Consider the following 17054-nt stretch of genomic DNA (forward strand, 5'->3'; position numbering starts at 1 on the left):
AGCCCGGCCCATGCTTCCGGTCACTGTCTCCGCCGAGCGCCACGCCGCGGCTCCCGCATCATCATGCCATGATATGGGCGTGGCACAGCGTCCAACCAATGCGGCGCCCTGCGGGGAGCAGGAGACGGCATGAGCCATGTGTTGATTTTCCCCGATTTTGACCCGGTCCTGGTGCGTCTCGGCCCTTTCGCGATCCATTGGTACGCCATCGCCTATATCGCGGCGCTCGTCCTAGGATGGCGTCTCGTGCGGCGGATGGCGCTTTGGACCCCGGCCGTGGCGACGCCGGTTCTGGTGGATGATTTTCTTTCATGGGCGACGCTCGGCGTCGTGCTCGGCGGCCGGATCGGCTACGTGCTGTTCTACCAGCCGGGCAATTTCCTGCATCATCCGCTGAGCATCATCGCCGTCTGGCAGGGGGGCATGAGCTTCCATGGCGGCATGCTCGGCGTCACGGTCGCCATCATTGTTTTCTGCCTGCGCCACCGCATCCCCATCCTGGGCTTCGCCGACCGTATCGCGATCGTCGCCCCCATCGGGCTGGGCTTCGGGCGCATCGCCAATTTCATAAATGGCGAGCTGTGGGGCCGCCCCGCCCCGCCCGGCTGGCCCTTCGCGATGATCTATCCCCGCGTCGATATGCAGCCGCGCTTCCCGAGCGAGATCTACCAGGCTTTCCTGGAAGGGCTGGTGCTGCTGCTGGTGATGCTCTTCCTCGCGCGGTCGGAGGCACGCCGCGCCCGCTTCGGATTGCTCACCGGCTGCTTCCTGATCGGCTATGGCATCGCGCGCATTATCGGCGAGTGCTTCCGCCAGCCGGACGCGTTCCTCGGCTTCCTCTGGTCCGGCGTCACCATGGGTCAGGTACTGTCGCTGCCGATGATCATCGTCGGGCTGGGTTTGGTCTTCTACGCCCGGCTCCGCTCGCCGCGGCTCACCGGTGCCTTCGCGGCGTGACGAACACGGCGGAACGGCTCGACCGCTTCATGGCACGAGCCAATGCCGCCTATTACGCGAACCACGACCCCTTCGCCGATTTCACCACCTCTCCCGAGATCAGCCAGATCTTCGGCGAGCTTATCGGCGCCTGGGCCGCGGTCTGCTGGGACATGCTGGGTCGCCCTACCCCTGTGCTATTCGCGGAGGCAGGCCCGGGGCGCGGCACGCTGATGGCCGACGCGACCCGCGTGCTCGCCCGCGTGGCCCCTGCCTTCACCGAGGCGATGACAGTACATTTCATCGAAACCTCGCCCCGGCTGCGTGCCGAGCAGGCGATACGGGTTCCGATGGCCGCCTGGCATGACGCGCTAGAGGGGCTACCGTCCGGCCCTGTGATCCTGATCGCCAATGAGTTCCTCGACGCCCTGCCGGTCCGCCAGTTTCGCCTCGTCGCCGGCCGCTGGGTCGAGCGGTTCGTGCAGGATGGCGCTTTCGTCGAACGCCCGGCCTTCCCGCCGGAGAATGCGGAGGACGACCGCAGCGAGATCGAGATCAACGAAGCCGCCGACGCCTTCTGTGCCGACCTTGCCGCGCGGATCGTCACTGATGGCGGTCTCGCCCTGATCCTGGATTATGGCCGCGACGGCAATGCCGGCAACAGTCTGCAAGCACTACGCGATGGCGCGCCCACCGACCCGCTGGCCGAGCCCGGATCGGCGGATCTCACCGCCCATGTCGATTTCGCCGCCATCGCTCGCGCGGCGCGAGGCCAGGGCGCCGAGGTGCAGGGACCGGTGATGCAGGGTGTCTTCCTCCAGCGCCTCGGCCTCTTCGAACGCGCCGAACGTCTGGCGCGAGGCAGGTCCGAAACCGAGGCCGCGACGGTGATGGGTGCCGCGCGACGCCTGGCCGAGCCGCGTGGTATGGGCAGTCTGTTCGTGGCGCTTGCCATCGCCGCGCCCGGCACCCCCCCTCTTCCCGGATTCGCCGCATGACCCTCCCAAGCTTCGTCTCCGTTCCAGAACTGCGCGCCGCCCACGGCTTCTTCACGCGGGAGGGCGGGGTTTCCGCTGGCGCCTATGCCAGCCTCAATTGCAGCATTTCCGGCGGCGATGATCGCGCGGCGGTCACCGAGAATCGGGCGCGTGTCGCCCGCGCCTTGGATGTGGCGCCGGAGCAGCTCGTGGGGCTGCATCAGGTCCACGGACCGGACGTCGAGACCGTCCTAGCACCCTGGATCGCTGGTGCCGGTCCGCGCGCCGATGCGATGGTGACGGCGGTGCCCGGCATCGCCCTCGGCGTCGTCACCGCCGACTGCGCGCCCGTGCTCTTCGCGGATACCGAGGCCCGGGTCATCGGCGCCGCCCATGCCGGCTGGCGCGGTGCCGTCGCGGGCGTGCTGGAGGCAACCGTAGAGGCGATGGCCGCGCTCGGCGCGCATCCGGGGCGGATCATCGCCGCTATCGGGCCCTGCATCCGCCAGGACTCCTACGAAGTGGCGGGCGATCTGCGCGGCTCGGTGCTCGATCAGAATGCCGAGGATGAGCGCTTCTTTCTCCCCGGCCGCCCTGAGCGCTGGATGTTCGACCTCGCCGGCTATTGCGAAGCCCGCCTCGTCGCGGCCGGGGTCGCCAAGGTCATCATCGCCGAGGGCGATACGGCGGCGGAGCCCGATCGCTTCTTCAGCCACCGCCGCCGCACGCTCGCCGGTGGCGGCGCGATCGGCCACCAGATGTCGGCGATCGTTCTTGGAGCGCGCCTATGATCCGCCTGACTCGTCTCGCTTTCCTGGCGCTCGCCTTGCTGCCTGCCGCTTGCGGCGACTTTCCCCAACCCATGCTGGGCAATCCCGGCCGCATGGGCGCCCTGCTGGCGCATCCGCCGCCGCAGCGCATCGTGGTGCCGACGCCGCATGACGCACTGCTCGACGATCAGGCCGCCAAGCTTTTCGCGACCGACCTCGCCAATGCCCTCGTCAACCAGACCATTCCCGCCTTCGCCGCCCGTCCGCAGCGGGGGGATTGGGTGCTGGGCGTCCATGCCGTTCTGCAAGGCGACAGCGTGGTGCCGAGCTACACCATCACCGATCCGCGCGGCCACAAGCAGGGCAACTACTCAGGCCCGGCGGTATCGAGCGCATCCTGGGCCGCCGGTGATTCCGCGGCGCTCACCGATGCCGCCAATGCGGCGAGCCCCGGCATCTCCGACCTGCTCTCCAATATCGACGCGGTGCTGAAGCAGAACGACCCGAACAGCCTGTATAACCGTCCGCCCCGGGTGGCCTTCTCGGGTGTCACCGGCGCGCCGGGCGACGGCAACCAGTCGCTCGCGAAGGAAATCGGGCGGGATCTGCCGGGCATGGGCGTGGTCATGGTGCAGCAGAAAGACCAGGCGGATTATCTGCTCAGCGGCAAGGTAAAAAATTCGACGGTGAACCCGCAGACGCAGCGCGTCGAACTCACCTGGGTCGTCACCACCCCCGACGGCAAGGAGACCGGCCGCGTCTCCCAGGTCCATGACATCCCGACCGGCTCGCTCGACAGCTATTGGGGCGACGTGGCGGCGGCCGCAGGGAGCCAGGCCGCCTTGGGGATCAAGGAGGTCATCGACAATGCGATCGGCAAGCGGGTTCCGAAATCGGCCAGCGCGCCTCCGTCCAAAGCGACCACGACATCGGGCAAAACGTCATGAGCCGGAGAGTTGACATCCTTTACGCTGCGTGGACACCCCGCTTACGGGTTGATAGAAGCCGCCCCGCCGACCCGCACGCTCCGGAATCCGCCCAATGAAAATCGTCGCCTGCAACAGCAACCGCGCCCTCGCGGAGGCTGTGGCCGCCGCGCTGAACCTGCCGCTGACCAAGGCCTCCGTCCGCCGCTTCGCGGATATGGAGATCTTCGTGGAGATCCACGAGAACGTCCGCGGCGAGGATGTCTTCGTGGTGCAGTCCACCTCCTACCCCGCCAATGACAATCTGATGGAACTGCTGATCACCCTGGACGCGCTGCGGCGCGGCTCGGCCCGGCGGGTGACGGCGGTGATCCCCTATTTCGGCTATGCGCGGCAGGACCGGAAATCGGGTCCGCGCACGCCGATCAGCGCCAAGCTGGTCGCCAATCTGATCACTGAGGCCGGGGCCAATCGCGTGCTGACGATGGATCTGCATGCCGGGCAAATCCAGGGCTTCTTCGACATCCCCGTCGATAACCTCTACGCCGCCCCGCTTTTCGCGCGCGACGTGAAGGAGCGTTACGCCGGGCGCGATCTGATGATCGTCTCGCCCGATGTCGGCGGCGTGCTACGCGCCCGGTCGCTCGCCAAGCGGCTCGATGTCGATCTCGCCATCATCGACAAGCGGCGTGAGCGGGCCGGCGTTTCGGAAGTGATGAACGTCATCGGTGAAGTGGCCGGCCGCGACTGCATCCTGGTCGATGACATCGTCGATTCCGGCGGCACGCTGTGCAACGCCGCCGCCGCGCTGATCGCCGAGGGCGCGCGTTCCGCCAGCGTCTATACCACCCATGGCGTGCTCTCGGGCGGCGCGGTCGCGCGCATCGCCTCCTCGCCCATCGAGATGATGACGATCACCGATTCGATCCTGGCGACCGAGGCCGTGCGGCTGGCAAGCAATCTGCGCCAGGTCACCATCGCGCCGCTTCTGGCCGAGGCGATGCGCCGGATCTCCGACGAGAGTTCGGTCAGTTCGCTGTTTGATTGAGGGGCGCGCGGTCGCTTGCTCGGCTTTGTGAAGGACCACCGATGACGCTCATTACCCCGACCGCCTTCTGGTTCCTCCGCCATGGCGAGACCGACTGGAACGCTCAGGATCTGAGTCAGGGTGACATCGACATTCCGTTGAACGCAAAGGGCCGGGAGCAGGCGCTATCCGCCGCCGCCCTGGTGAAGGGCCATAAGATCGCGACCATCATCTCATCTAGTCTGTCTCGCGCGCTCGATACGGCGCAGGCGGTGTCGGATGCCATCGGCGTGCCGGTCCAGAGCGATGACGGGCTGCGCGAGGTGAAGTTCGGCGAGCAGGAAGGCAAGCCGATGGGCGACTGGTACGACGACTGGATCGCCGGAACCTATACGCCGGAGCGCGCAGAGCCTTTCGCCGTGCTGCGCGAGCGCGCAGTCGTCGCCGTCAATCGCGCCTTGGACAATCCGGCGCCGGTCCTGGTGGTGGCGCATGGCGCGCTGTTCCGGGCGCTGCGCTCCGCCATGGGGTTGCAGCCGAATGTGCGGACGGCGAATGCCGTGCCGATTTACTGCGAGCCGCCCGCCGCCGCCGGCCAGCCCTGGACGCTGCTGCCGGTGAACTCGGCCGGACCGGCCAAGAGCTGAGGGAGAGACTTCATGGCGCATGTAGCGATCGCGGCCGGCAAGACCGCGGTCATCACGGGTGCCGCGAGCGGCATCGGCCTGGCCGCCGCGCGGCGTTTCGCGCGGTTGGGGATGAATGTCGTGCTGGCGGACCTCCCTGGCGAGGCGCTGAACCAGGCGCACGCGGCGGTGTCCGATGAGGCCGCCGGCTCGGAAATTGTGGCGATTCCTACGGACGTGTCGCGCCCCGACGACGTGGAGGCGCTGCGCGAAGCGGTGGAGGCGGGTTTCGGGTCCGTAAGCCTGCTGATGAACAATGCCGGCTCCGGCGCCAATCCGGGGCGGTCCTGGGAGAATCCAGAGGGCTGGCGCAGGCTGCTCGACACCAATCTTTGGGGCGTGATCAACGGTGTCCAGGCTTTCCTGCCAGGCATGATCGGCTCCGCTGAGCCGGGTCTCGTCATCAATACTGGCTCGAAGCAGGGCATCACCTTGCCGCCGGGCAATAGTGCTTACAACCTGTCCAAGGCCGGGGTGCGCGCCTTCACCGAAAGCCTTGCGCATGAGTTGCGGAACACCGACGGCGCGCGGATCAGCGCGCACCTGCTCATCCCCGGCTTCACCCATACGGGCATGACAGGGGGCGCCACGAAGCCCGACGCAGCCTGGACGCCCGATCAGGTGGTCGATTTCATGCTGGCGAGTCTGGAGCGCGGGGATTTCTACATTCTCTGCGCTGACAACGCGGTGCCGCGCGCGGTGGACGAGAAGCGCATGCAGTGGATGGCCGACGACATCATCCGCAACCGTCCGGCGCTGTCACGCTGGCATCCGGACTACGCAGCGGAATTCTCGGCTTTCGTCGAATCGTAAAGGTGGAGTTCTCTCGGGCGGAACGATTCGGCTGAGATTTCAGCCCGGATTAACTTTGACTGCGTAGACCCTCCGACCTCAGCTTGGTCGGGAGGTTGCGGTGGCTATTGGTGGAACTGGCAGGGCGAATGCTCCGACTAAGCAACCATTGAAACTTGACGGTACTGCCAAAAATTTTCAGCCCGGCTCACCTTCTGGAATAAATGAGAAGGACGGGATACATCGATTTCACGACCCATTAGGCAAGCCCACGCCGCACTCCAGCCGCAGGGGTGCCGAGCATGCCATGAAGGAAATGGCCAAGACCACCCGGCAGAATTGCCTAAAGATTGTGCCCAAACCTGGATCGAGCGCTATCCTGGAAGACGGCCTGAAGCTTCTGCATACATTGCCATTTCCCGATGTGAACCAGTTTGGATCGAAAGCTCCGTATCGGGTGAGCCATGAACTCGATGGCAGTCTCAAGTTTACCTCGGCTAAAGCAGCGCCACCGGGTGAGAAAAACGATACCCTCACGCTCAAACCCGATGGTGAGATCAGTTATGCGGCCGGCCCTCATCGAATGGATCCCAAACTCAATCCTGCCCAAAGGGATCTGAATGCGAAACACAACATGCTGAGAATGTTTTGTGCCGCGACAAACAGGAAAGTCGCCGAGCCGACTGGGATATTCAGATTGGGCGCAGCACTGCAGGGGCTAGGACGGAAATTCCGGAAGTAGGGCTCCCACTCAAAATTCCTCAGGCCTGAAGAGCGTTCCCGCGGTCGTGGGCCAGCGAGCGATTTTCGTCGGCGTCTACGCCGGATTCGTCACCCGGTATAGCGCGACGTCGATCGCTCCCGCGCGGAAACCAGCCTCGCAATAGGCGAGATAGTAGTCCCATTTGCGGCCGAATATCTCGTCCAATCCAGAGGCGCGCAGCCGGGGCCAGGCATCGTGGAAGCGGCGGCGCCACTCGGCGAGGGTGCGGGCGTAGCTAAGGCCGAAGGTCTCCACCGTGTCGAGCGATAAGCCGGCGCCACCGATTTGTCTTTGCATGATCGAGGGTGTCGGCAGCATGCCGCCGGGGAAGATATAACGCTGGATGAAGTCGGGACTCCGTAGATAGGCGCTGAACTTTTCATCGGCGATGGTGATGACCTGCAGCACGGCAACGCCACCGGGCGCCAGGCAAGCGCGCAGCTTGGCGAAATAGGTCGGCCAATATTTCACCCCGACCGCCTCCAGCATCTCGATCGAGACAATGCGGTCGTAGACAGTGTTCACGTCCCTGTAGTCCTGGAGCCGTATTTCCGCTTTCGGACCAGGAGTGGAGAAGCGCCGTTGTGCATAGTCGAGCTGGGCTGGCGACAAGGTGATGCCCGTCACATCACACCCGCGCGCACAGATCCGTTCCGCGAGTCCGCCCCAGCCGCAGCCGATTTCCAGCACGGTCTCGGCACCCGTCACACCCAGGTGGCGCAACACGCGGTCCTGCTTGATTTCCTGCGCTTCCTCCAGGGATTGATGCGGGTCCGTAAAGAGTGCTGAGGAGTAGCTCATGCCACGATCAAGCCAGCTCTCGTAGAAGTCGTTGCCGAGATCATAGTGAGACACGATGTTCCGCCGGCTGCCACGTTTCGTATTCGCGTGCCACCGATGCATCACACGATTCAACAGACGCATCGCGGTGGTTCCAGTGATGCTATCGCCGAGCGCATCCTGGTTGCGTGCCGCAAGCTCGATGAGCGCGGGCAAATCCGGGCTGGACCAGTCTCCGTCCATGAAAGCCTCGGCGAAGCCTACATCGCCGCCGAGCACGAGTTGCCGCAGCGCGCGCCAGCGATGCAGGAAGAGCGTCGCTTCGGGTCCCGACCCTGCGCCGGCGCCGACAAGCTCCTCGCCGGACGGCAGCCGCACGGTCACTTGTCCCAGTGCGAGCTGGCGCAGCAACCGGGTGAGGAACAAGCGGCCGATCCAGTCGCCACGCACCGTAGGAGCGGATCCGAGAATTGCTGTTTGAGACATGCTCAGGCGCCTACGAAAGTCACAGCCGCGACAGGCGCCGCGGGGCGTGGGTGATAGCCGGCGCGCTTGCGCCAGATCCGCAATGCTTCCCAATGAATGCCAGTCACAACCTTGAACCCGAGGAGCGGCGCACGCACAAAGGCCCTCAGCAACGAACGGTCGGTAAGGGGTTCGCGGCGGCCTGACAGGCTGGCGGTAATGAGCCGTCCCTGAGCACCGATCCCCTCGATGGAGACGGAAACGAGAGGGCCGGGCGGGAGAACGCGGAAACGATATTCCATCTCCATCGGCATGAAGGGTGAGACGTAGAATACCTTGCGGCAGCTCTGGCGAATGACGCGGTGAGCGCCCTCGGTGGGGATGAGATAGGCGTGCCGCTGGCCGAAGGTGTTGTTCACCTCGTAAAGAACGGCGACGATCGCGCCGTCCGACCCATGGCAGAAGAAAACACTTAGCGGATTGAAGGCGTGGCCCAGGACGCGCGGCATGGCCAGCACGCAGATCGCACCGTCGGCCGCTAGACCCGCCAAGGCACATTGGCCGCGCACCCAATCGGCGAGACCGGTCCGCGTCCCGGCGCCGTGGTCGCTCTGTCGAAAGCTGAAGAGGTTGAACCGGTCGACCGAGAACAATTGCAAACCGTGATCGAGATCCGCCAATTCGTCGAGATCGAGCAGCAGCGAGAAGATGCGGTAGCGCAGCCGGTGCAGGCGCGGCCTGAAACGCTGGTGGATGACGAGCCCGGCATAAAGCGCGGAGTGGCTCATGATATGCCTGCCGCGACAGGCGTTTTCGCCTTTAGACGAATGCGGCCGGATTCATCGTCACACGCCCAAGGCCGTCGAACGTTGCCGAGGGCTTCGGCCACGGCGAGGCCCGCTTGCAGACCATCCTCATGGAAGCCCGCGCCGAACCAGGCGCCGCAGAACCAGGTGCGCCGGACGCCTTGCAGACTCCACAAGTCGCGCTGCGCCGCGAGCGCCGCGCGGTCGAAAAGCGGGTGCGTATATTGCTCGGTATGGAGAATCGTTCCGGCGGCGGGCGGTCGCGGCGGGTTGAGTGTGAGGAAATAATCGCACGGTCCGGGCAGCGCCTGGAGCCGGTTCATCCAATAAGTGACGAAGGGCGGCCCGCCTGCATCACCCGATTCCATGAAATTCCAGCTCGACCAGACGCGCCGGCGGCGCGGCATCAGCGTCGCATCAGTGTGCAGCACCGCGAGGTTGCGCGTATGGCCGAAAGCACCGAGCAGCGCGGTCTCTCGCTCATCGGGATCCGCCAGCATGGCAAATGCCTGATGAGCGTGGCTCGCGATCACAACATGGTCATGCCATGCGACCTCTCCGGCGATATCCTCGATCCGCACCGCATCCTGGGTGCGCGCCACGGAGCCAATCCGCCGCGCGAGATGGATTGGGCCCGAGACGCCATCGACAAGCCAACGCAGGTAGTTGCGCGCGCCGCCAGCAACGGTGCGCCATTCCGGCCGTCCCGAAACGCGCAACAAACCGTGATTGGCGCAAAAGCGGATAAAGGCGGCGGCGGGATAGTCACCGATCGCGGCGGTCGGTGTCGACCAGATGGCAGCGGCCATCGGCAGCAGATGGTCGTCACGGAAGGCAGCGCCATAGCCGCCTTCGATCAAGTATTCGTCGAGGGTGAGATCGAGCGCTTCCATCCGGGCGATATCGCGTGGCGCCTGGCGGTAGAAGCGCAGCAGGTCGCGCATCATCGCCCAGAAGCGTGGCCGGATCACATTTGCCTTTTGTGCGAGAAGCCCGCCGAGATCGGTGCCTGCATATTCGAGCGCGCCCGCGTGACGCGAGACGGCGAAGGACATCTCCGAGGGCTGCGACGCGACGCCAAGATGCGCGAGGAGTGCTGTGAAATTCGGATAGGTCGCCTCGTTATAGACGATGAAACCAGCATCGACGGCGATGCCGGGCGCGCCGCTGGGCGTCAGCGTATTGGTGTGGCCGCCGAGGCGATCGGCGCCCTCGTAGAGCGTCACGCGATGACGTTTGGACAGCAGCCAGGCGCAGGAAAGTCCTGCGATGCCCGAGCCGATGACGGCGATGTCCAAAGGGCTGTCATGAAGGCCGGGGCCAAGTTGCATCCATCCATCCTGCCGCTAACCACCTGACTACGGCTTGGAGGCTGCTTCGGATGCATGTGGTGTCGGCGCGAGAACTTGCTCGTTATCCCCGTCTCGCGGCCTATCTCTGGTCCCATGGCAATCGATACAGATACGGCGCCGCCGACCCGTGGCCGGATTGGCCGGCGGATCCTGACACTTGGCGGCCTTGGCGGCCTTGGCGCCGCGCTGAGTGCTTGTTCGCCGTTAAAGGTTCTGAACGGGCTGGCGCCGGGGCGGCGCGTCGCGCAGGGGTTGCCTTTTGGAGCTGGGCCGCGGCGGACGCTCGATGTCTACAGCCCAGCACGGCGAGACCCGGCGCCGATCGTCGTCTTCTTCTATGGCGGCAGTTGGGATAGCGGCGCGAAGGAGATGTATCGCTTCGTCGGAGGCGCTCTCGCCGCCCGGGGTTGCGTCGTGGTGATCCCCGACTATCGGGTCTATCCGGCAGTCCGCTATCCCGACTTTCTGGAAGACTGCGCCGCCGCTTTCGCCTGGGCCGCGACGAACGGCCATGCCTATGGCGGCGCTGGCAGCCCCTTCCTTATGGGCCATTCCGCCGGCGCGTATAACGCGGCGATGCTGTCTCTTCAGACAGACTACCTGGCGGCAGCGGGCGCGCCGGTTCCGGCCGGTATGATCGGCCTCGCCGGGCCATACGACTTCCTGCCGCTGCATGACGCGGAGCTGGAGAAAATCTTCGGTCCGAACCCCACCCCGCCCGCGACTCAGCCGATCAACCATGTCGACGGCCGCAATCCGCCGATGCTGCTGCTTGCCGGCACCAAGGACACGGATGTCCTGCCGCGCAATACGACGCGCCTCGCCGCGCGCATCCGGGCCGCTGGCGGGCCGGTGGCGGATCGGCTCTATCCCGGGGTCGATCATCGCGAGATCGTCGGCGCGATCGGCCAGCCCTTTCGCTTTTTGGCGCCGACCCTGCGAGACAGTCTCGCCTTCATCGCCGATCCTGCATCCGTAGCGCGCCGCGCCGCGTAGGCTGGGCAACTTGTGAGTTCCTGAATTTCATGACGATTTTACTAGTCGCGGTGCTGGTCGCCTGCAGCCTGGCGATGGTTTTCGCCTGGGTTGTCCAGCAAAGAAGCGGCAATAGCAGCTGGGTCGATGTCACCTGGACCTTTGGCACTGCTCTTGCGGGCATCGTGCTGATCCTGGGGCCCACCGCGCCTAGCCATTGGACGACGCGGCAATTGGTGGTGAGCGCCATAGCGGCGGCTTGGGCGGCGCGCCTCGGCGGCCATATCCTGCGGCGCGCGCTGCAGGGCCACGACGATCCGCGCTATGCGCAGCTCAAGAAGGATTGGGGGCCGAGCTACCGCTGGAAGATGTTCGGCTTCTTGCAGATGCAGGCTGCGAGCGTGTTCGTTCTCGGTGTCGTCATCATGCTCGCCGGACGGAATCCCGCGCCTGGTTTTGACTGGCTCGACTCCGATGCCGTTCTCCTTGCCGTCGCCGCGATCCTCGGCGAGGCGATGGCGGACCGGCAGGTTCATCGCTTCCGCCAGGATCCGGCCAACAAAGGCCGCATCTGCGATGTCGGCCTCTGGGGCTGGTCGCGCCATCCCAATTATTTCTTCGAGTGGCTGATCTGGGTCGCCTATGCGCTATTCGCGGTGGCGGGCCTCGGCTGGGCCTGGGGCTGGCTGGCCTGGATCGGGCCGGTGGCGATGTATCTCGTGCTGGTGCATGGTTCGGGCATTCCGCCAACCGAGGCCCATATGCTGCGCTCCCGCGGCGACGCATTTCGGGACTATCAGCGGCGGGTGAGCAAGTTCCTCCCGCTGCCACCGAAAGTCCGCGCATGAGCCTCGCCACATTCGCCGCCAGCGCCGCCGAGCGATGGCCGCTGCCTGATGCGCTGAGCCGCCTCGGTATCAGCATGATGGTCGGCCGCACGCGCCGCAAACTGGCAGTCATTGGCGATCGCGATGCTACTTTTGCCGCTCGGATGGGCGCCTTCCCGATCGCCGAACATGCCGACGCCGCCAATACGCAGCATTACGAGGTTCCGGCCGCGTTCTTCGCCGAGGTGCTGGGGCCGCGGCGCAAATATTCGAGCTGCCTCTACCCCACCGGGCGGGAGACTTTGGCCGAGGCTGAGGAGCGCGCTTTAGCCGAAACCTGTGCGCATGCGGCGCTGGTCGATGGGCAAGAGATTCTGGAACTGGGTTGCGGCTGGGGATCGCTCACGCTTTGGATGGCGGAGCACTATCCGGCGGCGCGCATCACCGCCGTTTCCAATTCGGCCTCCCAGCGCGCGTATATCGAGGCGGAAGCGGCGCGGCGAGGTTTCTCGCATGTCCGCGTCATCACCGCCGATATGAACGACTTCGCGCGAGATTTCGCGCCCCTCGCCAAATTCGACCGCATCGTCTCGGTCGAGATGTTCGAGCATATGGCCAATTGGCGCCCGCTCTTCGCGGCGATGCGGCGCTGGCTGCGGCCGGAGGGGCGGGCGATGATCCATATCTTCGCCCATGCCCGCGCGCCCTATCGCTTCGAACTCGGCGACAAGGCGGACTGGATCGCGCAGCATTTCTTCACCGGCGGCATCATGCCGAGCCATGGCCTCATCCGGCAATTCCCCGACCTCTTCGCGGTCGAGCGCGAATGGCAGTGGAGCGGGACCCATTACCGCCGCACGGCGGAGGATTGGCTGGCCAATTTTGATCGCAACCGCGCGAAGATCGAGGCGATCCTGCGGCCGGTCTATGGTGCCGACACCGCGCTGTGGCTTCGCCGGTGGCGGCTGTTCTTCCTCGCGACCTCCGGGCTTTTCGGCCATGACCGAGGCCGTCCCTGGGGCGTCAGCCACTACCTGCTGCAACCGGCATAACCGCTCCGCACAGGGCGAGCCCGACTGGGTTCACGTTTATGCTGCACTGCGATAAACTCGCGCGGATGAGAGTTGCGATTCTTTCCCTGCTTCCGCTCCTGGCGCTCGCCGGCTGCGGTTACGGCAATGCCCGGACGGCCCATGCGGCGCAGAGTGCCATGGTCGGCATGTCCTCGGCCGATCTCTTCGCCTGCGCCGGTCCGCCGGACAAGGTCACGCGGCTCAGTCCGTCCGCCGAGATCGACAGTTACGATTACAAGCCGCCGACCTCGACCGGCCTCGGCGTCACGTTGCCGCTTAGTCTCGGCGGGTTGACGCTTGGCAGCAGCGGAGGCGCCTGCTCGGCGATCATGCGAGTCGTGAACGGGCATGTGACCGAAGTGCACTATGCCGGCAGCACGGACGAAGCGGTCGGCCAGGATGGCACTTGCGCGCCGGTGGTGCGCGGCTGCATGAGGCAGCCTGAACCGACGATGAAGCCGTTGGAGCAGGTTTACGATCAGGCGTCGGCCTATCATTCTCCAGCGGTACCGCCACAGCCACCGGCCGCCGAAATCGTGACGCAGCCGGCGTTGACGACTTCGCCTTGAGCATCGCGCTCATCTAAGGCTCGTTTAATGTCCGTCACAGACAGTTCGAGGTCCCCGGACTGTCTCAGCAAGTCCCTTATCAACTGATCAAGTACGCTCTTCGGAAATGTGTAGCGCCCGAATGGGAGCGTCGCAACAAAACCCGCGGCTCGCGATCGTGCGACGAATGACGGCGCCCGGGGGATTCAAGTTCGACCTGGCCAGCACCATATCCTGGAAGAGCAAAGGCGGGACGTACACACCCGGCAAGATCTCGAACTCTTGGCCACAGTGCCGCCCGGTAATTGCACTCATCTCGAGTCGCTCCTTGTTCGACTGCCGACGCCATGCGCCGTGCTGACGGCCGCTCGCTTGCCGAATGGACTCCGTGGCGACGCCGTCAGCCAGCAAGAAACGCTTGTTAGATTGTCGCTAATAGTATGGACGTCCCAATATTCTCGAACATCTCCTTGTTAGGACCGCGCTAGCGCGTGATGACTTAATATCGAGCCGCGCCCCTACGATCCCGTCATGGCACGCGAAGGCGTGCCATCCACGTCTTCCTTTGGCGCCTTACGCAGAGGCGTGGATGCTCGGCCTTCGAGCATGACGTGGAGGAATGAGCACGGTTTAGACCGAAGGCAACGCCCGCGTTCGACACCGATCCCGGCGAAACTACCCGCCGTAGCGGGCCAGCAACGCGTAGACCACTAACAGCATCACACTGACGAGGATCGCCGCGACGATGGCGCCGAAGCGGGGCTCGGCGCCTTTAATGTTCGGTCTCACATCACCCACCAATGCCAAGTGAGGTTTTTACCGCCGGCAGTCCTGGCTTGCCGTCCTGCGTGGTGACGCCATCGAGCCAAGTCGCGAGCAGCTCGGGATGCGCCTTGAGATAGGCCGCCGCCGCTTGGGTTCCCGTTTGTCGCTCGTTATCGATTGCGTTCATCATCATGTTTTCAGCCGGGATGCTGAAAGTAAGCTGGCTGAAGAGATGGGCGAGATTGGGGCAGGCCTGCGCGAAGCCGCTGCGTGTTACGGTATTGACGGTCGCGCCGCCGAAGTTGGGGCCGAAATAGTCGTCGCCGCCCGCGAGATAGGTGAGGTTGAACTTCGTGTTCATCGGATGCGGCGCCCAGCCGAGGAACACGACCCAGCGCTTATGCGGCACGTCGCGTGAAACCTCAGACAACATGCCCTGCTCGGAGGACGGCACGACCTTCCAGCCGCTCAGCTTGAGCGCCGGGTTGTCGATCGCCTTCTGGATGTTCTGGTTGCCCGGCGAGCCGGCGTCGATGCCGTAGATCTTGTGGTGAAATTCCTCGCCATGCGCCGCGAGATCCGCGAAGCTCTTCACGCCGCCGGCCGCGACATAATCGGGCACCGCCAAGGTGTATTTCGCACCATCGAGATTCTGGTGCAGCACGTCGATCTTATTGGCCGCCACGAGCGGTTTCGTGAAGTGATCCTGCGCCGGTGCCCAGTTGCCGAGGAAGACATCGGACTGGCCGTTGCTCAAAGCCTGATAGGTGATCGGCACGGAGAGAGTCTCGATCTGCTGCTTGTAGCCGAGGCCCGTCAGCAAAAGCTCCGCGATTCCGTTGGTGGATTGGATATCGCTCCAGCCCGGTGTCCCCATGCGCACGGTCGTGCAACTCGCCGGATCCGCTGCGCGCGCCGAACTGGAAGCGACCGCCGCGACACCGAGAGCGGCGAAAGCAGTAGAAGCGAGCAGGCGAGAAAGGCGCATCGCGGATCTCCTGTTCGTGTTGTGCGTCAGTTGGTCGCAGGTGTGACACGCGGGAAGCGCGCCATGGCTTCGAGATCATCAAGCTTCATGTGGTTCCGCATATAGGATTGGCTGGCGTCGCGTTTCGGTTCGAAATCCCAGGGGTGGTATTGGCCCTGGTTCAGCGCATCCGACACCAGCCGCCGCCGCTTCTGGCTTGCGAGCACATCCTGTCGCAGCGTTTCCAGATTCCACCGGCGCGCGATTTCCTCACGAAAACCGGCAACGCGCGGATCTTGGGGTGCCAGGTTGTGGCGCTCGTCTGGGTCGGCCACGAGATCGTACAGCTGGTCAGGATCGGTCGGGCAGTGGATGAATTTGAGCGCGCCACGGCGGATCATCACCATCGGCGCGGTGACGCCCTCCGCACAGTATTCGCCAATGGCCTCGCCCGCATCGTCCGGCGCACCCTCGCAGTAAGGCAGCAGGCTGCGACCATCAGGCGTAGTCGCATATTCGGGCTCCCGCCCCTCCCCCGCGATGGCCGCCAAGGTCGGCAACACGTCGAGGAGAGAGACCGCGGCCTTTACGCGCCGCGCGGTGAAACGACCGGGCGCATGGACAATCATCGGAATGCGAGACGCACCCTCGTGGAAGTTCATTTTGAACCAGAGACCGCGCTCGCCAAGCATCTCGCCGTGGTCAGCGAGAAGCATGACGATCGTATCTTCCGCCAGCCGCGCGTCACGCAGCGCCACGAGAAGTGCGCCGACGTGATCGTCGAAATAGGAGACAGCGCCGTAATAGGCATGACGCGCGTCGCGGATCTGCGCCTCGGTCACATCCTGCAAATCCTGACCACATACATGGCGCAGCCGCGCCGCATGCGGATCGCGCTCGGAATTGGCAGCCGGGACGCGCGGCATGTCGATTTCTTCGCGGCGGTACCGTGACCAATACGGGTCGGGGATCGTGAAGGGATCATGCGGATGGGTCATCGAAACGACCATGCAGAACGGCCGGTCGTCGCGATCCCGCGCGATGTCATAAAGCTTCTGCCGCGCGGCGAAGCCGACCTCCTCGTCGAAATCCATCTGGTTGGTGCGCACGCAGAGACCGGCCTGCGTCACGCTGTCCATGCTGTGATACCAGTCGGGCCGCTCCTCCGGCCGCGTCCAGTCGGGGGTCCAGCCGAAATCGGCGGGGTAGATGTCGGTCGTGAGCCGCTCCTCGAAGCCGTGGAGCTGGTCGGGGCCGCAGAAATGCATCTTGCCCGCGAGGATCGTACGGTAGCCGTCGGCCCGCAGGTAATGCGCGAAGGTCGGCATCTGGGAGGGGAACTCGACGGCATTGTCGTAGGCGCCGGTGGAGGAAGGGAACTGCCCGGACATCAGGACGGCGCGTGAGGGCGCACAGAGCGGGCTGTTGCAATAGGCCGCCTCGAAGACCACGCCCTCGGCGGCGAGCCGGTCGAGGAAAGGCGTGCGCGCAACTCCGTTGCCATAGGCGGGAAGCGCCCCGGCTGTCAGCTGGTCGGCCATTAGGATGAGGATATTTGGCCGCTTCCGCACACTTTTGCCCTGTCGTCTCGAAACGCTGCACTATCAGCCACAAGCAAC

At 64.8% G+C, this 17054-nt stretch carries 17 protein-coding genes; 12 read left to right on the forward strand and 5 right to left on the reverse strand.

All coding sequences use genetic code 11. From position 1 onward, the window contains the following. The first annotated feature begins 129 nt into the window (after window positions 1–129). From lgt to GSQ83_RS04755, 8 genes are all read left to right on the forward strand, one after another. Window positions 130–957: a prolipoprotein diacylglyceryl transferase gene (gene lgt, locus GSQ83_RS04720; protein WP_158801725.1), complete on the forward strand. Its 828-nt coding sequence runs from the start codon at window positions 130–132 to the stop codon at window positions 955–957. Next, entirely contained in the window at window positions 954–1934 is a 981-nt protein-coding gene (locus GSQ83_RS04725; RefSeq protein ID WP_158801726.1) for a class I SAM-dependent methyltransferase, read from the forward strand. Before lgt ends, GSQ83_RS04725 begins: the two co-directional genes overlap by 4 nt. Further along, complete coding sequence (gene pgeF / locus GSQ83_RS04730; RefSeq protein WP_158801727.1) at window positions 1931–2704, forward strand: peptidoglycan editing factor PgeF; 774 nt, start codon at window positions 1931–1933, stop codon at window positions 2702–2704. Before GSQ83_RS04725 ends, pgeF begins: the two co-directional genes overlap by 4 nt. Then, on the forward strand, window positions 2701–3630 hold the full coding sequence (locus GSQ83_RS04735) for a hypothetical protein (RefSeq protein ID WP_158801728.1): 930 nt from the start codon (window positions 2701–2703) through the stop codon (window positions 3628–3630). Before pgeF ends, GSQ83_RS04735 begins: the two co-directional genes overlap by 4 nt. 94 nt (window positions 3631–3724) lie before the next feature. Continuing rightward, complete coding sequence (locus GSQ83_RS04740) at window positions 3725–4657, forward strand: ribose-phosphate pyrophosphokinase (protein ID WP_158801729.1); 933 nt, start codon at window positions 3725–3727, stop codon at window positions 4655–4657. 41 nt (window positions 4658–4698) lie between these two features. Next, entirely contained in the window at window positions 4699–5283 is a 585-nt protein-coding gene (locus GSQ83_RS04745; protein WP_158801730.1) for a histidine phosphatase family protein, read from the forward strand. A gap of 12 nt (window positions 5284–5295) precedes the next feature. Next, entirely contained in the window at window positions 5296–6135 is an 840-nt protein-coding gene (locus GSQ83_RS04750) for an SDR family NAD(P)-dependent oxidoreductase (protein ID WP_158801731.1), read from the forward strand. A 100-nt stretch (window positions 6136–6235) separates the two neighbouring features. Continuing rightward, complete coding sequence (locus GSQ83_RS04755) at window positions 6236–6856, forward strand: hypothetical protein (protein ID WP_158801732.1); 621 nt, start codon at window positions 6236–6238, stop codon at window positions 6854–6856. A 75-nt stretch (window positions 6857–6931) separates the two neighbouring features. On the opposite strand, the gene GSQ83_RS04760 is transcribed toward GSQ83_RS04755, so the two are convergent. Genes GSQ83_RS04760 through GSQ83_RS04770 form a run of 3 tightly spaced genes read right to left on the reverse strand, consistent with a single transcriptional unit; the run spans window position 6932 to window position 10259 of the window. Further along, entirely contained in the window at window positions 6932–8143 is a 1212-nt protein-coding gene (locus GSQ83_RS04760) for a cyclopropane-fatty-acyl-phospholipid synthase family protein (RefSeq protein ID WP_158801733.1), read from the reverse strand. A gap of 2 nt (window positions 8144–8145) precedes the next feature. Then, complete coding sequence (locus tag GSQ83_RS04765) at window positions 8146–8910, reverse strand: DUF1365 domain-containing protein (protein WP_158801734.1); 765 nt, start codon at window positions 8908–8910, stop codon at window positions 8146–8148. After that, window positions 8907–10259, reverse strand: a complete 1353-nt coding sequence (locus GSQ83_RS04770; protein WP_158801735.1) for an NAD(P)/FAD-dependent oxidoreductase — start codon at window positions 10257–10259, stop codon at window positions 8907–8909. Before GSQ83_RS04770 ends, GSQ83_RS04765 begins: the two co-directional genes overlap by 4 nt. A 114-nt stretch (window positions 10260–10373) precedes the next feature. Between GSQ83_RS04770 and GSQ83_RS04775 the strand changes: the two genes are divergently transcribed. Genes GSQ83_RS04775 through GSQ83_RS04790 form a run of 4 tightly spaced genes read left to right on the forward strand, consistent with a single transcriptional unit; the run spans window position 10374 to window position 13724 of the window. Next, the gene (locus tag GSQ83_RS04775) at window positions 10374–11276 is read left to right on the forward strand and encodes an alpha/beta hydrolase (RefSeq protein ID WP_158801736.1); all 903 of its coding nucleotides are present in this window, start codon (window positions 10374–10376) and stop codon (window positions 11274–11276) included. A 29-nt stretch (window positions 11277–11305) separates the two neighbouring features. Beyond that, window positions 11306–12103, forward strand: coding sequence for a DUF1295 domain-containing protein (locus GSQ83_RS04780; RefSeq protein WP_158801737.1), 798 nt, complete (start codon window positions 11306–11308; stop codon window positions 12101–12103). After that, window positions 12100–13134: a cyclopropane-fatty-acyl-phospholipid synthase family protein gene (locus tag GSQ83_RS04785; protein ID WP_158801738.1), complete on the forward strand. Its 1035-nt coding sequence runs from the start codon at window positions 12100–12102 to the stop codon at window positions 13132–13134. The genes GSQ83_RS04780 and GSQ83_RS04785 overlap by 4 nt, the downstream gene beginning before the upstream one ends. 38 nt (window positions 13135–13172) lie before the next feature. Further along, a complete protein-coding gene (locus GSQ83_RS04790; protein ID WP_216849932.1) occupies window positions 13173–13724 on the forward strand; it encodes a hypothetical protein in 552 nt (183 codons plus the stop codon). Window positions 13725–14493: 769 nt separating this feature from the next. On the opposite strand, the gene choX is transcribed toward GSQ83_RS04790, so the two are convergent. After that, window positions 14494–15456, reverse strand: a complete 963-nt coding sequence (choX, locus tag GSQ83_RS04795; RefSeq protein WP_158801740.1) for a choline ABC transporter substrate-binding protein — start codon at window positions 15454–15456, stop codon at window positions 14494–14496. 26 nt (window positions 15457–15482) lie between these two features. Then, the gene (gene betC / locus GSQ83_RS04800) at window positions 15483–17006 is read right to left on the reverse strand and encodes a choline-sulfatase (protein ID WP_158801741.1); all 1524 of its coding nucleotides are present in this window, start codon (window positions 17004–17006) and stop codon (window positions 15483–15485) included. Window positions 17007–17054 lie beyond the last annotated feature (48 nt).

The organism is Acidisoma sp. L85, assembly GCF_009765865.1.
Lineage (GTDB): Bacteria > Pseudomonadota > Alphaproteobacteria > Acetobacterales > Acetobacteraceae > Acidisoma.